16 protein-coding genes and 1 other RNA gene are annotated in these 17458 nt (G+C 63.5%); 6 read left to right on the plus strand and 11 right to left on the minus strand.

Annotation, left to right across the window (positions count from 1 at the left end; genetic code table 11):
* Positions 1–253: 253 nt before the first annotated feature.
* The gene (locus tag KU306_RS03520) at positions 254–388 is read left to right on the plus strand and encodes a hypothetical protein (RefSeq protein ID WP_007541488.1); all 135 of its coding nucleotides are present in this window, start codon (positions 254–256) and stop codon (positions 386–388) included.
* An 82-nt stretch (positions 389–470) separates the two neighbouring features.
* Here the strand turns inward: KU306_RS03520 and KU306_RS03525 are convergent, their stop codons facing one another.
* Complete coding sequence (locus tag KU306_RS03525; protein ID WP_258302891.1) at positions 471–1703, minus strand: MBL fold metallo-hydrolase; 1233 nt, start codon at positions 1701–1703, stop codon at positions 471–473.
* A 93-nt stretch (positions 1704–1796) separates the two neighbouring features.
* Between KU306_RS03525 and KU306_RS03530 the strand changes: the two genes are divergently transcribed.
* Positions 1797–2093 carry a DUF8152 family protein gene (locus tag KU306_RS03530; RefSeq protein ID WP_258302892.1) on the plus strand — a complete coding sequence of 99 codons (297 nt, stop codon included), beginning with the start codon at positions 1797–1799 and terminating at the stop codon, positions 2091–2093.
* Between the two features lie 32 nt (positions 2094–2125).
* Here KU306_RS03530 and KU306_RS03535 read toward each other — a convergent pair whose 3' ends face one another.
* The 5 genes from KU306_RS03535 to rnpB form a co-directional block, all read right to left on the minus strand.
* Entirely contained in the window at positions 2126–3358 is a 1233-nt protein-coding gene (locus KU306_RS03535) for a digeranylgeranylglycerophospholipid reductase (RefSeq protein ID WP_258302893.1), read from the minus strand.
* Positions 3359–3638: 280 nt separating this feature from the next.
* Positions 3639–3950: a WNWW family protein gene (locus tag KU306_RS03540; RefSeq protein ID WP_258302894.1), complete on the minus strand. Its 312-nt coding sequence runs from the start codon at positions 3948–3950 to the stop codon at positions 3639–3641.
* Positions 3951–4018: 68 nt separating this feature from the next.
* Entirely contained in the window at positions 4019–4891 is an 873-nt protein-coding gene (locus tag KU306_RS03545) for a hypothetical protein (protein WP_258302895.1), read from the minus strand.
* A gap of 91 nt (positions 4892–4982) precedes the next feature.
* Positions 4983–6062 carry a matrixin family metalloprotease gene (locus KU306_RS03550; RefSeq protein WP_258302896.1) on the minus strand — a complete coding sequence of 360 codons (1080 nt, stop codon included), beginning with the start codon at positions 6060–6062 and terminating at the stop codon, positions 4983–4985.
* 76 nt (positions 6063–6138) lie between these two features.
* Positions 6139–6501: RNase P RNA component (gene rnpB, locus KU306_RS03555), an RNA gene on the minus strand.
* A gap of 150 nt (positions 6502–6651) precedes the next feature.
* On the opposite strand from rnpB, the gene KU306_RS03560 reads away from it, so the two are divergent.
* Entirely contained in the window at positions 6652–7254 is a 603-nt protein-coding gene (locus KU306_RS03560) for a TIGR00296 family protein (protein WP_007541475.1), read from the plus strand.
* A 198-nt stretch (positions 7255–7452) separates the two neighbouring features.
* On the opposite strand, the gene KU306_RS03565 is transcribed toward KU306_RS03560, so the two are convergent.
* The 4 genes from KU306_RS03565 to KU306_RS03580 form a co-directional block, all read right to left on the minus strand.
* Positions 7453–8604, minus strand: a complete 1152-nt coding sequence (locus KU306_RS03565; protein WP_258302897.1) for a nicotinate phosphoribosyltransferase — start codon at positions 8602–8604, stop codon at positions 7453–7455.
* Between the two features lie 93 nt (positions 8605–8697).
* Positions 8698–9015 carry a DUF7979 domain-containing protein gene (locus KU306_RS03570; RefSeq protein ID WP_258302898.1) on the minus strand — a complete coding sequence of 106 codons (318 nt, stop codon included), beginning with the start codon at positions 9013–9015 and terminating at the stop codon, positions 8698–8700.
* 63 nt (positions 9016–9078) lie between these two features.
* The gene (locus tag KU306_RS03575; protein WP_258302899.1) at positions 9079–10500 is read right to left on the minus strand and encodes an Hvo_1808 family surface protein; all 1422 of its coding nucleotides are present in this window, start codon (positions 10498–10500) and stop codon (positions 9079–9081) included.
* 51 nt (positions 10501–10551) lie between these two features.
* The gene (locus KU306_RS03580; protein ID WP_258302900.1) at positions 10552–12003 is read right to left on the minus strand and encodes an Hvo_1808 family surface protein; all 1452 of its coding nucleotides are present in this window, start codon (positions 12001–12003) and stop codon (positions 10552–10554) included.
* A 123-nt stretch (positions 12004–12126) separates the two neighbouring features.
* Here KU306_RS03580 and KU306_RS03585 point away from each other — a divergent pair, with 123 nt between their 5' ends.
* Entirely contained in the window at positions 12127–12699 is a 573-nt protein-coding gene (locus tag KU306_RS03585) for a cysteine hydrolase family protein (RefSeq protein WP_007540927.1), read from the plus strand.
* A 120-nt stretch (positions 12700–12819) separates the two neighbouring features.
* Here the strand turns inward: KU306_RS03585 and KU306_RS03590 are convergent, their stop codons facing one another.
* Positions 12820–13302 carry a PaaI family thioesterase gene (locus KU306_RS03590; RefSeq protein ID WP_007540925.1) on the minus strand — a complete coding sequence of 161 codons (483 nt, stop codon included), beginning with the start codon at positions 13300–13302 and terminating at the stop codon, positions 12820–12822.
* Between the two features lie 141 nt (positions 13303–13443).
* On the opposite strand from KU306_RS03590, the gene KU306_RS03595 reads away from it, so the two are divergent.
* Entirely contained in the window at positions 13444–16035 is a 2592-nt protein-coding gene (locus KU306_RS03595) for a sensor histidine kinase (protein ID WP_258302901.1), read from the plus strand.
* Between the two features lie 102 nt (positions 16036–16137).
* A complete protein-coding gene (gene khk, locus KU306_RS03600) occupies positions 16138–17265 on the plus strand; it encodes a ketohexokinase (protein WP_258302902.1) in 1128 nt (375 codons plus the stop codon).
* Positions 17266–17458: the final 193 nt, after the last annotated feature.

The following is a 17458-nucleotide window of genomic DNA, read 5'->3' on the forward strand; positions in this document are numbered from 1 at the left end:
CGGAGGGAGGCACGCCACCGAGACTTCGGGGTCCATGTCACTAGACAGCACGTTCGGCATTAGTTATTACACGCATGACAGGATTAGCAGCCACCTAGACGGGGTCTCAATCAGAGCAGTTCGATACGACGACCGGTCGGAAAGCGGCTCGAAAGCGGTCGAACCCAGTGTTCGAGTGTCGCGACGTCCGTCGTGTGGCCGCCACACAGGACCCGACCGAAACGCCTATGATTCTTTAGGCCAACCTAAAAATATGGCATCGGACTCGTCCAACGAGAGCCGCTTTTCCGTACTCAAACGGCTCCGTCCGAAACGAACTCGACTTCGCGTCTCCGCGTGTGTCGCTGCAAGCCGGTCGATAGAGGTTCCGGAAGAAGACGACGCGTAAGCGGGGGGTGCCCCGACAGGGGGAAGCAACGGCTGACCCCAAAACGAACCCTCACGACTGATTTTCCGTTGCGTCCCGCGGGTCAGACATCGACGGCTTCGCCGACCGCAGGAGCCGATGCGTCGTATCCATCGGCGCGGAGTTCCTCGGCGAACGCCGCACAGCGGTCGCCGTGGTTGACGAAGACCGGTGCGTCCTCGTAGTCGGCGAGGAACGCACGGAGTCCGTGTTTGTCCGCGTGGGCCGAGAAGTCGTACATCTCCGCGCGGGCGGCGACCGGGACGACCCCGCCGTTGAGTTCGCAGCGGCCGCGTTCGACGAGTTCGCGCCCGGGCGTCCCCTCGACCTGATAGCCGGTGAGACAGATTTTGTTCGTCGGGTCCTGCCGAATCTCGGGGATGTACGTCATCGCCGGGCCGCCGGAGAGCATCCCACTGGTCGTGACGATGACCGAGTTCTGCCGGGCGATGCGCCGCCGCTGGCCGTCGCGACCCGAGACGATTCGCGCGTTGGACTTCGCCCGCTTGAGCGCCGCTGCGTCCCGGACGTAGTCGGGGTAGTTGCGGAGCATCTTCAGGACGCGCGTGCCCATGCCGTCGACATAGCAGTCGATGTCGTGGGCGTCGAGCACCATGAGAATCTCCTGCGTGCGCCCGATAGCGAACGCCGGAACGACGACGGTGCCGCCCTCCCAGATGGTCGTCCGCACCGACTCGACGAACCGCTCTTCGACCGTCGCCCGGTCGTCGTGTTCCACGTCGGAGTACGTGGACTCGCAGATGACAACGTCGGCGTCGGGGCGGTCGGTGGTCCCGGCGACCAACCGCTGGTCGTCGGTGTGGAAGTCGGCCGTGTAGAGCAGTCGCGTCTCGCCGTCGTCGACGAGAACGTGGGCGCTCCCGGGGATGTGACCGGCGTTGTAGAACGTGACTTCGTGGCCCGCGGCCTCGAACGTCTCACCGTAGGCGTGCGGTTCCGACTGCTGGGTCATCCGACGAATGTGCGTCTCGGTGAACGGGCAGTCGTACGTGCCGCCGTGTAATTTCAGCGTGTCGCGTGCGAGTGTGAGGGCGAGTTCGTAGGTCGGCGGCGTCCAGTGGACTGCCGGCCAGTCGTCGCCCGAGAGGAGCGCGGGGACCGTCCCGACGTGGTCGAGGTGGCCGTGAGAGACGACGACCGCATCGGGGTCGACAGAGCCGACGGGAAACTGCGGGGGGTTCCCGGTCAGCATCCCGTAGTCGAGAAGCAACGAGTCGTTGACGAGAATCGCGCTCCGACCGACTTCCTCGGCCCCGCCGAGGAATTGGAGTTGCATTGGGGAGACGTATCGACTGGAAGGGCTTTTGTTCGTCGGTCCACCACCCGCCGCGTCGCTGCCGTTTTTTCCGTCGGGCACGACCCTCGTGGCATGACCGATTCGACGCTCGACCGTCTCGTCTCCGACCTCCACGACAACCTCGCGGCGACGGCAACCCGCCCAGTCCGCGAAGACGCGAGCAGATGGCTGGGTGAAGCAGAAGCCGTCGCCGGCGACCTCACGGTCGGACCACTGCCGGACGACGAAGTCGTTCGAACTCGTCTCGGCCACGTCGAACACCTCCTGTCGAACGTCGAGACGACCGAAGACGACGAGGCAGACGACCACGTCGCAGCAGCGCGCGACGCCCTCGACGACGCGCTCGCGGTGCTCGACGACGAAGCATAAGAGCGGACAAACGGGGACGTCTAGGAGGGCAGTTACTTCGAGAACCAGTGTTTCGCCGTCGACAGCAGAATAGAGATATCTTCGAACTTCAGCAGTCTGAGCATGGCAAGCGGGTTGCCCTTGTTCGCGGATTCCAGGCGGTTCTGGGAGATGTTGTGCAGGTCTTCCATGAATTCGTCGTAGCGCTCGTTGGACGCACGGTAGAGCATCTCCGTCATGAACAGCCGGTTTTTCGCCTTCGGTGCGACGCGGTCGTGCCACAGTTTGTCGTAGATGGCGAGTTCCGACGCGGACGTGTCGCGCTCGGAGTGGGTCAGTACCCGGTCGGCGGTCGCCGCTGCCATCCGACCCGAACGCATGCACTTGTCGATGCCTTCGCCCCAGAGCGGGTCGACGGTCGGCACCGTGTCGCCGATGGCCATGAAGTTGTCCGTGCTCATGCGGCTGGGGAGTTGGATGTGGGCGGACCCGCGGTGCTGGATGCCTTCGATTCGTTTCGCGTTCTCGAATCGCGGGTCGGTGTCGGCCCAGTACTGGAGGTAGTCGTCGATGGTGAACCCGGTCTGGGCGTTCTTGCGGTGACCTTCGTTCTGGAGGTAACAGACGCCGACCTTGGCGGTGTCTTCGCCCGTGTGGAAAATCCACGAGTAGCCGCCGGGGGCGATGTCGTGGTCGAGGCGAAGCATCATCGTGTCTCGGAGGTCGGCGTACCCGTCGGGATTCATGTCCATCCCTTCGAACTCGAACTCGATGCCGATAGCCTGCTTCTCACGCTTGAGTTCGCAGACGCCGAGTTCCTTCGCGAGCGGCGCGCTCGGGCCGGTCGCGTCGATGACGATGTCGCCGCGGACTTCCTCGCCGCCGTTGTACTGAACGCCGACGATTTCGCCGCCTTCCATCACCGGTTTGGAGACGCGAGCACCGAATCGGTACTCGGCACCGTCGGCTCTGGACTCGTCGACGAGCCAGTTCTTGAAGTCGGCGAATTCGAGGACAGCGCCGGGTTGGTGCCGCCGGAAGTGGTGGTTCGGCGACTCCAAGACCACGTCGTCGGTGAAGTTCATCACGACCTCGTCTGGGATGTTGAACGAGGCCATCGTCGACGGGAACGTCCCCGCAGTCGACTTGTTACTCCGGCTTGGGAATTCGTCTTCTGACTCCGTTTCGAGTACACAAACGTCGTATCCACGAGATGCGAGGTCTCGCGCCGCTTGTCCACCCGCGGGGCCCGCACCAGCGATAATCACGTCGTATATATCTGTCATTGTAGAGTAACGTTTTCGGGAGGGTTGGTTTGGTCGCGCTACACGTCTTTTCAGAAACAAGCGTGTAATCTGCTTTGGTTTGGAACGGAGACGAAACGGTACTATTCGGGAGACTATGACCCCACAGAGGCAACAAAATACACAACTATGGGTGAATCTGTGGCGGGAACGTGCTACGAGACGTCGCGGCCGCTAAACAGTCTGTGGCGTGGTGTGGACGCTATCGAGAACGTCCGTGATGGAGGAGGGCAGACAGGTCGAGTACGCCGACAGCGGAGCCTCAGGCTTTCGGGATGCGCCGGACCTGAAACTCGTGGTAGCCACCGTAGGCGGCTTCGAGCGCGCCGAGCCACCAGTTCCAGCGCGTCGCAGGTGTGCCTCTCGGTGCGTCGCGTAGATTGCGCACGATTTCGTCGACGGTGAGCGAAGCACCGCGGTCGTCTGCGGCCTGCCCCGAATCCACGAGGTCCCGGGCTTGCCGTGCGACGACCCGGCGCTCCGATTCTGTGCCGCCGAACTCGGCGAGTGCGTCGCGGAACGCGTTCTCGTCGAACGTACTACGGGTATCGTCGTACCCGTCAGTGGGGGTCACACCCACACTACGTCGTCAGCGCCAATGAAGCCCCCGGCCGTTTCGATTGTCGAGTCCGTCTCTGACCGTCATCGCTGGGAGCGAACGGCGACAAAGAGGAACAAGACGCCGAAGAACGCGAGAAAGGCCGCCATGTAGCCGAGCGCGACGAGGTCACCATCAGAAGCGCTTAGGGAGGCGACAAACAGACCTGCCGCGAGCGCGAGTGAACCGACGCCAAACAGGCCGAGAACCGCAGCAGCAGCGGGCGAGACGGTCGACGATTCTGTCTCACGACCGGTGAGGTGCGTCAGTCCGGCGTGCACCTCGCCCGCGCGGTCCGCAGGGACTGCGAGCCACGACGGTCCAGTCAGGCTCCGCGACCCGTCGAACCGAAATCTGAACACGACGACGCTACCGAGTCGGTGTGTCGTCACTGACTGAAGCCCGTCGAGGTCGTACACGCGCTCGCTACCCTGCTTTTTCGGCACGCTGAGAGTTCCATTGGCGACATCGAGCGTGCCTGCCGTCCGACGAACCGAGACGAAGACCGCGAGGACGACGAAGCCGACGAGATACCCGTAAAACAGCGGCGGGAAGAAACCTGCGAGGACGAACGCGACAGCCCCCGCGACGCTGGCGACGAGCAGCGGTTTGGGGCGATATCTGTCGATGACCGGGAGAAGCGTATCGAGCGAGTCCTCCGAGGCGGCGACGCTGATGGTGACGAGCGAGAACGGCCCGCCGAAGAGGAAAGCGAGGAGCGGAAGTAGCAGGTGACCGGGGTCACCATCCAAGACGGTACTGGGAGTAACGACGAGCAACAGCAGCACCCCGAGGAGGAGAAGACCGCCGAAAAATCCGGCAAACGAATAGTAGAAGACCGTTTCCCAACGGTCAGCGTCGTCTCGGGACCACGAGACGGCAGATAGCGGCGGCGTCTGTCTGTCTGGCGGAGACACGTTCGCCGGGTTTGTGTCGGCGGTATTTCAATTCTCCGTCATCCAAGCCAGTCAGGCGCTCACTCCTCTCTACGACTCTATCACCGCGAACCTACTCCCACCACTCGCTTCGTATATCGTAGTAGGAGGCGTTCCGGAACGGGTCTGGCTTGTCGGCGTCGTCTTCGGCACCGAAGAAGTGTGCCATCCAGTAGCCGGTGTGCCACCCGACAGCCTCGGTGTCGAGGTCGACGAGGACCACGCGGAAGTGGTTGTACGTTTCGAGGGCCTCGTCGCCGTCAGGGTCGAACCCACTGACCGAAGAGCAGGAGGCGGCACCTTCCCGACAGGGCGAGGAGTCCGAAAACGAGACGCGAATTTCGGCGTCTTCGGGGTCGTCGACGAAGGTGAACGAGATGTTATCCGGCATGCCCGGTGCGCCCGCCTCGTAGTAATCGAGGGCGTGTTGCACCTGCTCGCGGGCTTTCTCGGGGTCTTTCGCATTGGAGTCGTCGATGTGGACCGTGAAGTTGGGGTCGTCCCACGGGAACGACTTCTCGATGGCGTCCGTCAGCGGGAGCGTGTAGAGGATTCCAGAGGCGTTCATCAGCTCCTCCGGTTCGTCGCCGTGGACGAGACCGAGCGAGTGGCCGAACTCGTGGGCGACGATTTCGACCGTCGAGTCGTCGCTGAACCCGGTCTTGACGTAAATCGTCTCCGGGCGGTCTATCTGCCGACTGTCGGTGATGTAGGGCGCACACCCGACGGCGTCAGCCTGCCCGCCACAGTCGGGAACCGTGCCCGAGAACTGGACGATGATATCGGGGTTCTCGGCGTCGGCGACCACCTCGAAGTCGACCTCGTAGCCGAGGTACCTCGCATCGTTCGTCTCCCAGTACGCTGCTGCCTCTCGGACGAAGGAGGCGTAGTCGCGGCCGTCGTTCGGTCCCTCGACGGCGACGACCACCGGTTCAGAACCCCACGGGCCGTACCCGGCAGCAGGTGTGACAGCCGGGGTGGTCGTCGAAGCGGGAGTCTCCGTCGTCGAGGGCTGCGACGGCGACGCGGGTTCGGCCGTCGTCGTGTCGGTCGGACTGGCTGGTTGCGTCGTCACGTCGTCTGCGGGGAGTATGGGTGCCGTACACCCAGAGAGGACGACGAGGAAGACAGCAACGAGCGAAAGACGGCGCATACATACTGTGGCGCGGCGAGTCGGCAAGAAAGTTCTTGACGGTCGTGGACGGCGCTGTCGCTCTGCGGTCGAAAGCGGCTGAGAGGAGTAAGCCCCCTTCTGTTCATCCCAGCATTCGGCTTAGCGTCCGCGTCCTCCCCAGGCCGAAGCCTGAGGGCACGTCGGGCGAACCCGAGCGTGCCGTCCGGACTACCTTCGCGGCGCGGACTTGCACCAGTGAGGATTCACCGTTCCATCCATTCTCGACCGTCGGCCCTCTGCGGGTTATCTTCCTTCCCTCTCGGGTCGGTTCGCACGCATCATCGGTCGGGTCGAGGGGTCTCGTTTCTGTTCCAGAGCCAGCCGTCTCCGACTCCGGGCTTGCGCCCGGTCACCTATCCGGACGGTGGGGGGACTTTCCTCATGCCCGAACGGGCACGGGAGCCGGGCTCTCTCTGCCGGTCTACTCTAGTTTCGTCCCTCGGATAAGCGGTTCGATTGGGGGTCCGATACCGTGTGATAACGACCCATTATGCCCCCATTAAGCGTCGTAACAGCACGTTAACACTCGAGGGAAGCGTTGAAGTCGCCGGAACCCTTGAGTGGTACTATGTCCGAGGCGCAGACCGTGCACCTCACCTACGAGGATGGGGCACGGGCGGTCGAATTGGCGCGGGAGTCGGTCGAATCGTACGTTCTTCATGGGCAACGAGAACAGCCGGGCAGTATGCGGGATGCATTCTACGCACGAACCGGGGCATTCGTACGCATCAAATCAACACGCGGACGTGGGCGACTCCGCGGTTGTGCCGGTGCCTACCGCGGAAGTGACCAACTCGGTCACGCAATCGTCGATGCCGCGATTCAGGCGGCCTCCGGCGACTCGTGTCAAACCGAAATCGAATCACCCGAACTGCCGAACCTGAACATCTCCGTCTGCATCGTCAACAGTTACACGCTGACGAACGACCCAGTCGCAGACATGGAACTCGGGAAACACGGCGTCGCCATCGACGCCGGCGGGACCCACGGATGGATGTACCCGACGCTTCCCATCGAACTCGGTTGGTCGAAAGAAGAGTTCCTCACCAACGCCTGCCGAAAGGCGGGACTGTCACCGCTCGCGTGGCAGGACGACGATACGATGGTCACGCTCTTCGAGGGGCAGGTCTTCCGCGAGCGTGACGACGGAGGCAGCGTCGAAGCCCTCTAAGACGGGACTCGGCGGGTCTCACACACTTCCCCTCGCACAGCGACCGCTGTTTCTTCAGTGGGTGCCACTCTGGAGACGCGAGTCCGAAGAGCGGCCGCGCTGTTCGGAGCATCAAGACAGGAGTTGTTCGAATCGCGGGAGAGCGAACCGTTCGAATCGAGAGAGGTTGAACCGGTCAAATTGCGACGCGCGACGCAGTTAGTCGTCGCCGAAGCCGACGCGCTCGGCGTCTTCGCGCGCACGGAGCGCCGCCCCGTCGATATCGAAGTCGCGGACGAGTTCGCCGTCGCGGATGAGTGGTTCGAGCAGCGATTCGCCGTCCGTCGGCCCGGGGCGACCCCGGAGGCCGACGTGGTGGCCGCCGTCGGCGGTGCGATAGACTTCTTTCGTCCCGGAGAGCTTCCCGCGTTTCGCCGCGGGTTCGCCGTCGACTTCGACGATGTCGAGCGCGAAGTCAACCGGGTTGGCGTTCGAGATGTAGCCGCCGACGCCGAATCCTTCGACCTCGTCGCGGAGATGTCGAAGTTCTGCCGGGCCGAGACCACCGCTCACGAAGATACCGACGTCGTCGTGGCCGCGTTCGTCGAGTTCCCAGCGAACCTCGCGGACGATGTGTCGGAAGTCGCCCCGGCGGGACGAGGTGGTGTCGAGTCGGACGCTTTCGAGACGGTCGCCGAGCGTATCGACCGCACGGAGGACTTCCTCGGTTTCGTCGCCGTAGGTGTCACAGAGCGCGACGCGTGGCACGTCCTCTGGAACCCCTTCGTCGAAAGCGCGGAACGCCTCGGCTTGGTTCCCGCGGCCGAAGGCAATCATGAGCGCGTGGGGCATCGTCCCCGACGCCTCCTTGCCGAGAATCTCACCCGCGGCGACGTGCGAGAAACCGTCGAGTCCGGCGACGAGCGCGCTTCGCTCGACCATCGCGGCGATGGAGGGGTGGACGTGCCGAGCGCCGAACGAGAACACCGTCGAGTCGGGCGCGGCGACGCGGGTTTCGAGGGCGGCCGTCGCACAGCCGGAGGCGTGCGAGAGGAACCCGAGAAGCGACGTTTCGAGACGGGCGAATTCGAGGTAGTCGCCCTCGATTCGCATCACCGGCCCGCCGTCGAACAGGCGACCTTCGTGCATGGCGTCCACGTCGACGTCGTAGCCTTCGAGAAGCGCCGCGGCGTCTTTGACGCCCGCGAGCAGTTCGAACTCCCCGTCGGGGAACTGGTCCGCCGTCACCTCGGCGACGACGCGGGGGTTCTTGCCCGCGTGTCGAAGTGCGGCCTCGGTCCGCTGGAAGTAGGCGTCGGTCGCGACGCCCTCGCGGATGGCCTCGGGACCGACGATATCGAAGTCACTCATTAGCTGAGATTCCGCCCCGCCGATGAAAAAGGTGTATACTCGGGTACAGCGGCCGAAGCGGGATGTTCTGCACCGCGATGGCCAACGAGTCGGTCAGCAAACGAGTATGCCCGTAGAATAGGTCGTATTGTCTTTTTCGACGTACCCGTTTCCGACACTCCACGAGCGGCCGTCGAATCCGGCATGCGACTCGGAAAGCGCGTCGTCGAACAGTGCTTGCTCCTCGGGAGCAAGCGAGTCGTACGGGACGACAGCAGCGTCCTCGGAGACGTTGTCCGCCGGAGTGACCATCAGCGACTGGCCGCAACTGTTCGCCCACGGGACGAACACCCCGGTAGCGAAGAGGAAGACGGCGACGAAGAAGACAAGCGAGATGGAGACGGTAGCGAACAAACCGACGCGGCGGGACATGGAGATTTCTTGTCAATGGAGAACCAAGTTCTTTCTCCTCTCCTCCGCTCCCCTTCCTTCCGCTCACCCGTGAATCTCGTCCAGTTCCTCGACCGTCGGCGCGTTCACGATTGTAACTGTGTTCCCCCGTCGCGTCACCCGATAGGCGTCGGCGAAGGGCCCCTTTTCGACGACGTAGGTGTTCGGAGCCACGCGCGTCGCGCCGAGTCGGAGTTTGAGCGTCGTCGTCAGATACGCTCTCTCGAACTGCTCGGCGTCTTTCTCGGTGTCCCAGACGGTCTTCCAGACGTAGCCGCGGTCGTTCGGGTTCGCCTCGGCCACCTCGTCCGACGCGGGGCGGTACGGAACGACGAGGTCGCCACCCCAGCCCGCAGAGGGGGCGCTCGTGTAGTTGTACGCCGAGTATGGCCCGGGGTTGCGCTGGAGGTCCGTCTTGTCGATAGCCCCGTGTTTCCAGAACATGGCGAAGATGGACGCCTCGCCGACGGTGTCACCGACGGGGTCGGTTTCGTACCGCGTCCAGTCGGCCGACGACCGGTCCTCGATTGTCACCTCGACCGGGCGCTCGTCCGGATACCGCTCGGGGTGCAACACCTGTTCGGTCGAGACTGGCCGGTTCTCGTAGGCGTCGTTGACGGCCTCCCAGCCGCCGCGTTCGTGGAGTTCGGTGACGAACGTCGGTCCCTCGCTGTACGGCGTGTAGATGGTCAGGAAGACCGGGAAGTCCAGCGACCCGCCTCCGGAACTCCGCTCGGGGCGGGGGACACACTCCCACTCGCCCGCGTCACAGCGGTCTTCGTACAGGCGGTCGACGTACCGGGCGTCGCCTTCGACGAGACCGTTCTCGGCGAGTTGAGCATCCTGCGTCGCTGGCGACCCGTTGATGCCGAAGTGCTGGTCCTGCAAGGCGTGGTGGAGTTCGTGTGCGAGCGTCCGGCGGTCGATGGCCGGCGTGTCGCTGTCGCTGACGATGACGATTCGGTCCTCCGAAGGCGAGTAGTAGCCGAGGACCGCACCGCCGTAAATCTCGTCGAACACCTGTTCGATGGTGCGGTCCTCACCGACGAGGAGGAGCGCCTCCCAGACTTGGTCGTTCCAGTCGGCGTGAACTGGGTCCGAGGCGTCGTCCGACTGATTGCGGTACTCCGCGCGCGAGATGACTTCGACCGGGACCGGGTCGGTGAACTCCAAATCACGCACGACTTCGACGCGCGCCATCGTCCGAGCGACGAACGCCTCGCGTTCGGTCGCGTTGAGGCCGTCAGATTGGTTCACGTCGATGCTCTCGTTGTGCCAGTAGCCCGCCTCCCAACCGAGTCGGTCGGTCGGCGGGTCATCGGGCCACGAGGACGTGGAAGACGTGTCCGTCGTCTCAGTGGGAGGCGCGTCTGTGGGTGACGCCCCCGGCGTCGAGACGGGTGCAGAGCACCCGGCGACGACGAGGAGAAACACAGAGAGGAGGGCGGCGAGTTGGGACCGATGCATGCGAGAGGACAGGGTCGGCGGAGGAAAAAGCCTCTCGCCCAGCGTGGGAGGTTACGCCGCCAACCCGGGTCTGATTTCGTCCACGTCCGCGGGGGTCGGCCCGTTGACGATGACGACCCGGTCGCCGGACCGAACGACGCGGAAGGCGTCAGCGAACTGCCCCTCTTGGATGACGTAGACGCCGTCGTTCTGCTGGGCGACGCCCTGCGATTTGAGGATGTTCAGGTACGCTCGCTCGAACTCGCGGGCGTCTTTCTCGGTGTCCCACTCGGTCACCCAGACGTAGCCGTACTCGGTCTCGGAGTCGGCTTCGTTCCGGTACGGGAACAGCCGGTCGTTGGCCCAGCCAGCCGAGGGTCTGGCGTCGTAGTTGTACGTGTCGTACGCGGAACGAGTGTCGAGTAGCGAGCGCACGTTCACGGTGTCGGCACCGCTCGTCCGGGCCTGATACCAGAACATCGCGTAGATGGATGCCTCACCGAGGGTGTCGGAGCCATCGACTCCTTGGTCGGGGAAGGTGGCCCAACCGTTCGTCCCGGTGTCTTCGAATTCGATTGGCCGCGGTTCCTCGTCGGTTCGGTGGATGACCTGCTCGGAGGAGGCAGGCGGGTTGCGCATGGCGTCGTTGACGGCCGCCCAACCACCCGAGTCGTACAGTTCGTTCACGTAGACCGGACCGTCAGAGTACGGTTGGAAGATAGTGAGGAGGACGCCGAGGTTGGGGCCGGAACCGCCAGAGCCACCACCGGAACCACCTGCTTTGGGCGTCTTCACGCAGTCCCACGTGCCGGCCTCGCAGCGGTCGGTGTACATGAGTTCGACGAGTTTCGCGTCGCCCTCGACGACGCCGTCGATAGCGAGGTCACCGTCTTGGGTCTGGCTGCGGTAGCGCTCGTCGGTCAGGTCGAAGTGCTGGTCCTGTAAGGCGTGGTGGAGTTCGTGAATCAGCGTCGCGTTGTCGATTGTCGGCGCACCGGTGGAGTCGGTGACAATCTTGATTTCGTCGTCAGAGGGCGAGTAGAAGCCGAGGACGGAGCTTCCGGTCGTGTTGCTAATCGCCGAGGCGCTGCCTTCTGACTCGCCGGTGACGAAGAGCGCTTCCCACACCTGGTCGTTCCAGCGGTTGAACTCGGAGTCGGCCGACCCCGAACGGCCTGCGTTGTCGCGTTGGTACTGCGTGCGACTGATGACGCTCACGGGAACCGTCGAGTCGAATTCGAGTTCTCGAATGTGTTCGACGCGGGCCATCCCGCGTGCGACGTAGGCTTCGAGTTCGGAGTCGTTCAGGCCGTCGGACTGGTCGACGTCGATGGGTTCGTCGAACCAGTAGCCGTTTTCCCACCCGAGGACGTCACTGTCGGGGTCGGCAAAGCCCTCCCTGTCGGGAGCGGGCGTGTCGGCAGTCGACGAATCGTCGGCCCCTGGCGTCGCCGTCGGGGCGGCACAGCCAGCGAGGACCAACAGGGCTGCGACGAAGATGACGCGGAGACCGGTGGTTCGCATACCCCCAACTTAGTCCCGGAAGGGAAGTACCTTGTCCGATTCGCCGGGGGAAACTGAATCGGAGTTTGCCTTCGTGTCTCGACAGAGCGTAGCGTTTTGCGTCTGCCGCCATTAGCCCCACGTATGCCACTCGACCCGACACGAACCGCGGTTATCGTCGTCGACATGCAGAACGGCTTTTGCCATCCTGACGGGAGCCTGTTCGCCCCGGCAAGCGAGAGTGCTCTCGACCACGTGAAGACGGTTGTCTCACGCGCCCGCGAGGCCGGTGCTCGCGTCGTCTACACCCGCGACGTACATCCGCCGGAGCAGTTCGAAGACGCCCACTACTACGACGAGTTCGAACGCTGGGGCGAACACGTCGTCGAGGGGACGTGGGACGCCGAGTTGGTCGACGAACTCGACGTTCGCGACGACGATTTGGTCGTCGAGAAACACACCTACGACGCGTTCTACCAGACGGAACTCGAAGGGTGGCTGGAGTCACACGGCATCGACGACCTGCTCATCTGCGGCACGCTCGCGAACGTCTGTGTCCTCCACACCGCCGGCAGCGCCGGGCTTCGGGACTACCGACCGATGCTCGTCACGGACGCACTCGGCTACCTCGACCCGGACCACAAGGAGTACGCCGTCGAACACGCAGACTGGCTGTTCGGCGAGACGACGACTATCGAGGAGATAGCGTTCGAGTAGGAGGACAAAGGAGTGTTCGAATAGGAAGAGGTAGTGTTCGAATAGGAGGAGAAAGGAGCGTTCGAGTAGGAAGAGGTAGTGTTCGAATAGGAGGACAAAGAGGCGTCCGCAGAATTCAGCTTATTCTCGGAACAGCCGATACGCGCCCTGTCCCGTCGCCACGGCGTCGTCCCACTCGGTCGAGGGGGACTGCCGACGCGCGACGTCTTCGTCTTTTTTCGGGTCCGTGCTGACGACGGTGATGGTGCTGACGCCGACGCTCCCACCGGCGCGGACGACTTCGGCGACGGCGGTCAGGTCGCCCGAGGCGCGGCGGAGGTAGTTGACGTTGAGGTTAATCGTCGCGACGCCGCCAGAGAGTGGGTCGTCGAGCATGGTTCGGAGGGCGATGCCGCCAGCAGTATCGATGAGTGTGGCCGCGATACCGCCGTGAATCGTCGGCGGCGACACCGTGTTCGTGAGCTTCTCGTCGTACGGAATCGTCATCACGAGGCGGCCACGCTCGATGGCGTCGACGCGGGTGTTGAGCCACGAGAGATAGCCGTGTTCGTCTTCGATGTGCCGCTGGACGACCGCAGCGGCGTCGGCGGGAAAGTCGTCCATGTCACGAACGTCTCTTTGGGATTACCATGTAACCGACGGTCGAGGCAGCCCACCCAGGAGTGGGAGAAACTACCATTCATGCTCCGAGGCTGCCGACGAGTGACGTGAGATATATACACTCGCCAAAAAGTGCTAGGTGGTATGAGCGAGTCCCGTGTCCTGCTCGTCGACGAAGGCGGCGAGTGTCAGCTCACACCCGCCATCGAAGGACGCGGACTCACAGTCGACGTCTTCTCGGAGCGGTCGTCGGTGGTCGATGCACTCGACGGCGCGGTCGTCAGCGTCGTCGTTCGAGGAGAGCCCGACACCGGCTTCGTCTCCGAGATTCGTGACCGCGTAGGAGATATTCCCGTGTTCTTCCTCGCCGGTGAGTCGGATAGCGCCGCCACGGTGACGGCACAGAGTAGCGCGCTCGTCGCCGAGGAGCCGGTGACGAACGGTGGTGCCGACGCGCTCGCGGCCCGCATCGAGCGCGTATCCGAGTTCTCACAGTGGGCTGGCGAGTCCGACGAGCGCGAGTCACTCTACCGCACCATCGTCGAGCAGAGCCACGACGCCATCTTCATCGTTCAAGACGATGGCTACAAGTTTTGGAACCAACGATTCACCGAGCTAGTCGGTCTCGACGACGCCGAAATCGCCGAGGTCGGCCTTCTGGATATCATCCACCCCGACGACCGCAACCGAACCGAAGACATATACGAACGACGCCGACGGGGCGAAGATGCTCCCAACAACTACGACGTGCGCATGGTCGACGGCGACGGCCAGATACACGCGTGCTCGGCTAACGCACAGGATATCGAATACCGAGACGAGTACGGCGTCCTCGTCACGGTCCGCGACGAGAGCGAGCAACACGAGACGGAAGCGAGATTTCAGGCGCTCGTCGAGCACGTTCGAGACATCATCACCGTCATCGGCTCGGATGGCACCATCCGCTATCAGAGCCCAGCCGTCGAACGCGTTCTCGGCTACGACCAAGAAGAACTGGTCGGCGAGCACGTCGTCGACCAGGTCCACCCCGACGACAGAGACGAAATCGAGGAGATACTCGCGGAGTCGCTCCGCACCGGCGACGACACGAAAGAGCCGATTCGGTACCGGTTCGAGGACGCCGACGGGTCGTGGCGGTGGTTGGAGTCGGTCGCGAGCAATCAGACCGACACGTCCGTCGACGGCTTCGTGGTCACGACTCGCGATATCGACGACCAGCGAAAGCGCGAATTGCGCCTCGAACGCTACGAGACGATAATCGAGAGCATCCAGCAAGGAGCCTACGTCGTCGACGAAGACGGCGTGCTCCAGTACGTCAACGACATCGCCCTCTCTCGGACCGACCTTCCGAAGGAGTCGCTCGTCGGCAATCACTTTTCTGTCGCCTGTGACGTTGGGTTACTCGACGACGAGCAGTACGAACTGCTGGCGGACGCGTTCGACGCAATCCTCCGCGGAGAGAGTAGAATCGAGCGGTTCGAGCTCCAACTCAACCTGCCCGGCAACGACTACGTCGTCGACTTCGCTATCTCGCCGATTACCGCCAGCGACGGGTCGGTGACGGGTGCGGTCGGTATCTCGACGGACATCACGGCGCGCAAGCGATACGAAGAGCGACTCAACGCCCTCCACGCATCGACTCGCCAACTGACGAGCGCGACGAGTCGCGAAGCGGTGGGAGAAGCCGTCTGTGACGCCGCACGGGAAGTCCTCGATTACGAAGTCAGCGGCGTCATGCTGTACAACGAATCCGACGATACGCTCGACCCCGTGGCGTTTACCGACGCGGCGGAAGCGCTCTTCGGTGAGATACCGCCGCTTCCGCGCGGAACGGGCCTCTCGTGGGAAGTGTTCGAGTCGGGCGAACTCCGGTACTACGACGAAGTCGATTCGAACCCGCAACGGTTCGACCCGGATACGGACATCACCGAAGAACTGCTCGTTCCGATACCGGACCACGGGGTCCTCTTCGTCGGTGCAGTCGACGAAGGGCGACTGTCAGACCAGCGAATCCCGTTAGCGAGGGTGTTGGCGGCGAACGCACGGGCGGCACTCGACCGAGTCGAACGCGAACAACTCTTGCGGCGGCGCGAGCGCGAACTCGCGCGGCAAAACGAGCAACTGGAGTCGTTCGCGTCGGTCGTCTCCCACGACCTCCAGAACCCGCTCAGCGTCGCAAACGGCTACCTCGAACTCGCACAGGAGAACTACGACGGTGACGAACTCGGCCGCGTCGAGAACGCACTCGACCGAATCGAGGACATCGTCCAAGACGTACTGGCACTGGCGCGAAACGGTCAGACGGTCGACGAAGTCGAACACCTCTCGCTTCGCCGCGTCGCATCCGACGCGTGGGATATCGCCGCGGCGGACGCGCCGGAGGCGACACTCGAATTCGAGACGGATATGCATCTGCGGGCACACGAAGGACGGCTCCGGCAACTGTTCGAAAACCTGCTCGCGAACGCGATTCGACACGGCGGCGACGACGTGACGGTTCGAATCGGCGAACTTGACGACAGAGCGGGGTTTTACGTCGCAGACGACGGGCCGGGCATCCCGGACGAAGACCGAGCGCGCGTCTTCGAAGCAGGGTACACCACGAACCCCGACGGAACCGGATTCGGCCTCAACATCGTCCAGAGCATCGTCAACGCCCACGGGTGGAGCGTCTGGTTCTTCGATAGCGACGAGGGCGGCGCTCGATTCGAAATCACGACCGAAGACGGCAGATGAGACGGCGTCGAAAGTGCCGCCGTCGCCAGCGTTTCCGATGAAGTAATCGCCAGCGTTGCCGCCGAGGTAAACACCTAATCTACGCGCTTTCGAAGGCGTGGTATGACTCGACCAGACGAGGCGACGAGGCAGGCGGTCGACTCCTGCCGAGACGAACTGCCGGAGACGGTCGACGGCGGGCGCGTCGTCTTTGGATTCGACGGCTATATCGACCGCGTTCGGGAGTTCGTCTCCGAGCGACAGTCGGCGACAGCGTACGAACGACTACCGACCCTGAGTGCCTTCGCCGAGCGCGTGAACGACTCGGTCGAAGCCGAGAGTTCGCTCACGTTCGAGTGGATACAAGACGGTGTCAGAACCGGTGGCCACACGAGCCACCTCGCCCGCGCATTCGGCGAGTTCGGGTACGACCCGGCCATCGTCGGCTGTCTCGGCGAACCGCCGGAAGAACCGTTCGTCGACGAGTTCGGCGAGTTCCCGCTGGAGACACTCGGCGAACCGGGGTACACCGACGCCATCGAGTTCGACGACGGGAAGTTGATGCTCAGCGAGATTGGGGGGTCGATGACGCTCGACTGGGCAGACATCGAAACGAAAGTCGGCCACGACAGACTCGTCGAACTGGTCGACGGGGCCGAACTCCTCGGCGTCGGATACTGGTCGGAGATGCCCGAACTTCCCGACGTGGTACGCGGCCTACGGGAAGACCTGTGGCCGACGCTCTCGTCCCCCCCGGAGACGCTGCTTTTAGACCCCGGCGACCTCCGAAAGCGAGAACCGGCTGTCGTCGCCGCCGGTATCGACCGCGTCTCTGCGCTCGACGACGTCGTCGACGTCGTGGTTTCCGCGAACCGGTACGAGACGCGCTATCTCGCGCAACTCGCCGGAGTCGAAGAAACGGATTTCGAGACGGAAGCCCGCGCCGCGTTCGACCACCTCGACGTCTCTCGGTTCGTTGGCCACGGAATCGACGCTGCCCACCTCGTCGACGAGGAAGAAGCCGTCTCCGTGGCGGTTCCGCGAACCGACGACCCGATTCTCACGACCAGTTCCGGCGACCACTTCAACGCGGGACTCGCCCTCGGGCACGTCCTCGACCTGAGCAAAGCGTCGACGCTCGTCGTCGGAAACGCCGTCGCCGGGCACTTCGTCCGGAACGGAGTACCACCGACGTACGACGAGATTCGGTCGTTCGTTTCCGAGTATCTCGAATTATTCGAAGACTTATAAATAACACTTGACCAGACAAGAGGCAAAGGTAAATGATTGATACCCCATTGTTACCATGTCGGAGGCACCCAACGGGCACGTCGCTCGCTCTCCCCACAACCCACCACCACCACACGAGCGACATTGGCTGTCCTCGGCACGGCGGCCGCACCCGCGTGCGGCCGATCTCTCCTTCCAGATACTCACTCGATGT

The organism is Haloferax larsenii, from assembly GCF_024730625.1.
Lineage (GTDB): Archaea > Halobacteriota > Halobacteria > Halobacteriales > Haloferacaceae > Haloferax > Haloferax larsenii.

Bases quoted from the DNA above. Each gene is read 5' to 3' on its own strand.
- KU306_RS03520 (WP_007541488.1), top strand. From the start codon at position 254: ATGGCATCGGACTCGTCCAACGAGAGCCGCTTTTCCGTACTCAAACGG.
- KU306_RS03525 (WP_258302891.1), bottom strand. From the start codon at position 1,703: ATGCAACTCCAATTCCTCGGCGGGGCCGAGGAAGTCGGTCGGAGCGCG.
- KU306_RS03530 (WP_258302892.1), top strand. From the start codon at position 1,797: ATGACCGATTCGACGCTCGACCGTCTCGTCTCCGACCTCCACGACAAC.
- KU306_RS03535 (WP_258302893.1), bottom strand. From the start codon at position 3,358: ATGACAGATATATACGACGTGATTATCGCTGGTGCGGGCCCCGCGGGT.
- KU306_RS03550 (WP_258302896.1), bottom strand. From the start codon at position 6,062: ATGCGCCGTCTTTCGCTCGTTGCTGTCTTCCTCGTCGTCCTCTCTGGG.
- KU306_RS03560 (WP_007541475.1), top strand. From the start codon at position 6,652: ATGTCCGAGGCGCAGACCGTGCACCTCACCTACGAGGATGGGGCACGG.
- KU306_RS03565 (WP_258302897.1), bottom strand. From the start codon at position 8,604: ATGAGTGACTTCGATATCGTCGGTCCCGAGGCCATCCGCGAGGGCGTC.
- KU306_RS03570 (WP_258302898.1), bottom strand. From the start codon at position 9,015: ATGTCCCGCCGCGTCGGTTTGTTCGCTACCGTCTCCATCTCGCTTGTC.
- KU306_RS03575 (WP_258302899.1), bottom strand. From the start codon at position 10,500: ATGCATCGGTCCCAACTCGCCGCCCTCCTCTCTGTGTTTCTCCTCGTC.
- KU306_RS03580 (WP_258302900.1), bottom strand. From the start codon at position 12,003: ATGCGAACCACCGGTCTCCGCGTCATCTTCGTCGCAGCCCTGTTGGTC.
- KU306_RS03585 (WP_007540927.1), top strand. From the start codon at position 12,127: ATGCCACTCGACCCGACACGAACCGCGGTTATCGTCGTCGACATGCAG.
- KU306_RS03590 (WP_007540925.1), bottom strand. From the start codon at position 13,302: ATGGACGACTTTCCCGCCGACGCCGCTGCGGTCGTCCAGCGGCACATC.
- KU306_RS03595 (WP_258302901.1), top strand. From the start codon at position 13,444: ATGAGCGAGTCCCGTGTCCTGCTCGTCGACGAAGGCGGCGAGTGTCAG.
- khk (WP_258302902.1), top strand. From the start codon at position 16,138: ATGACTCGACCAGACGAGGCGACGAGGCAGGCGGTCGACTCCTGCCGA.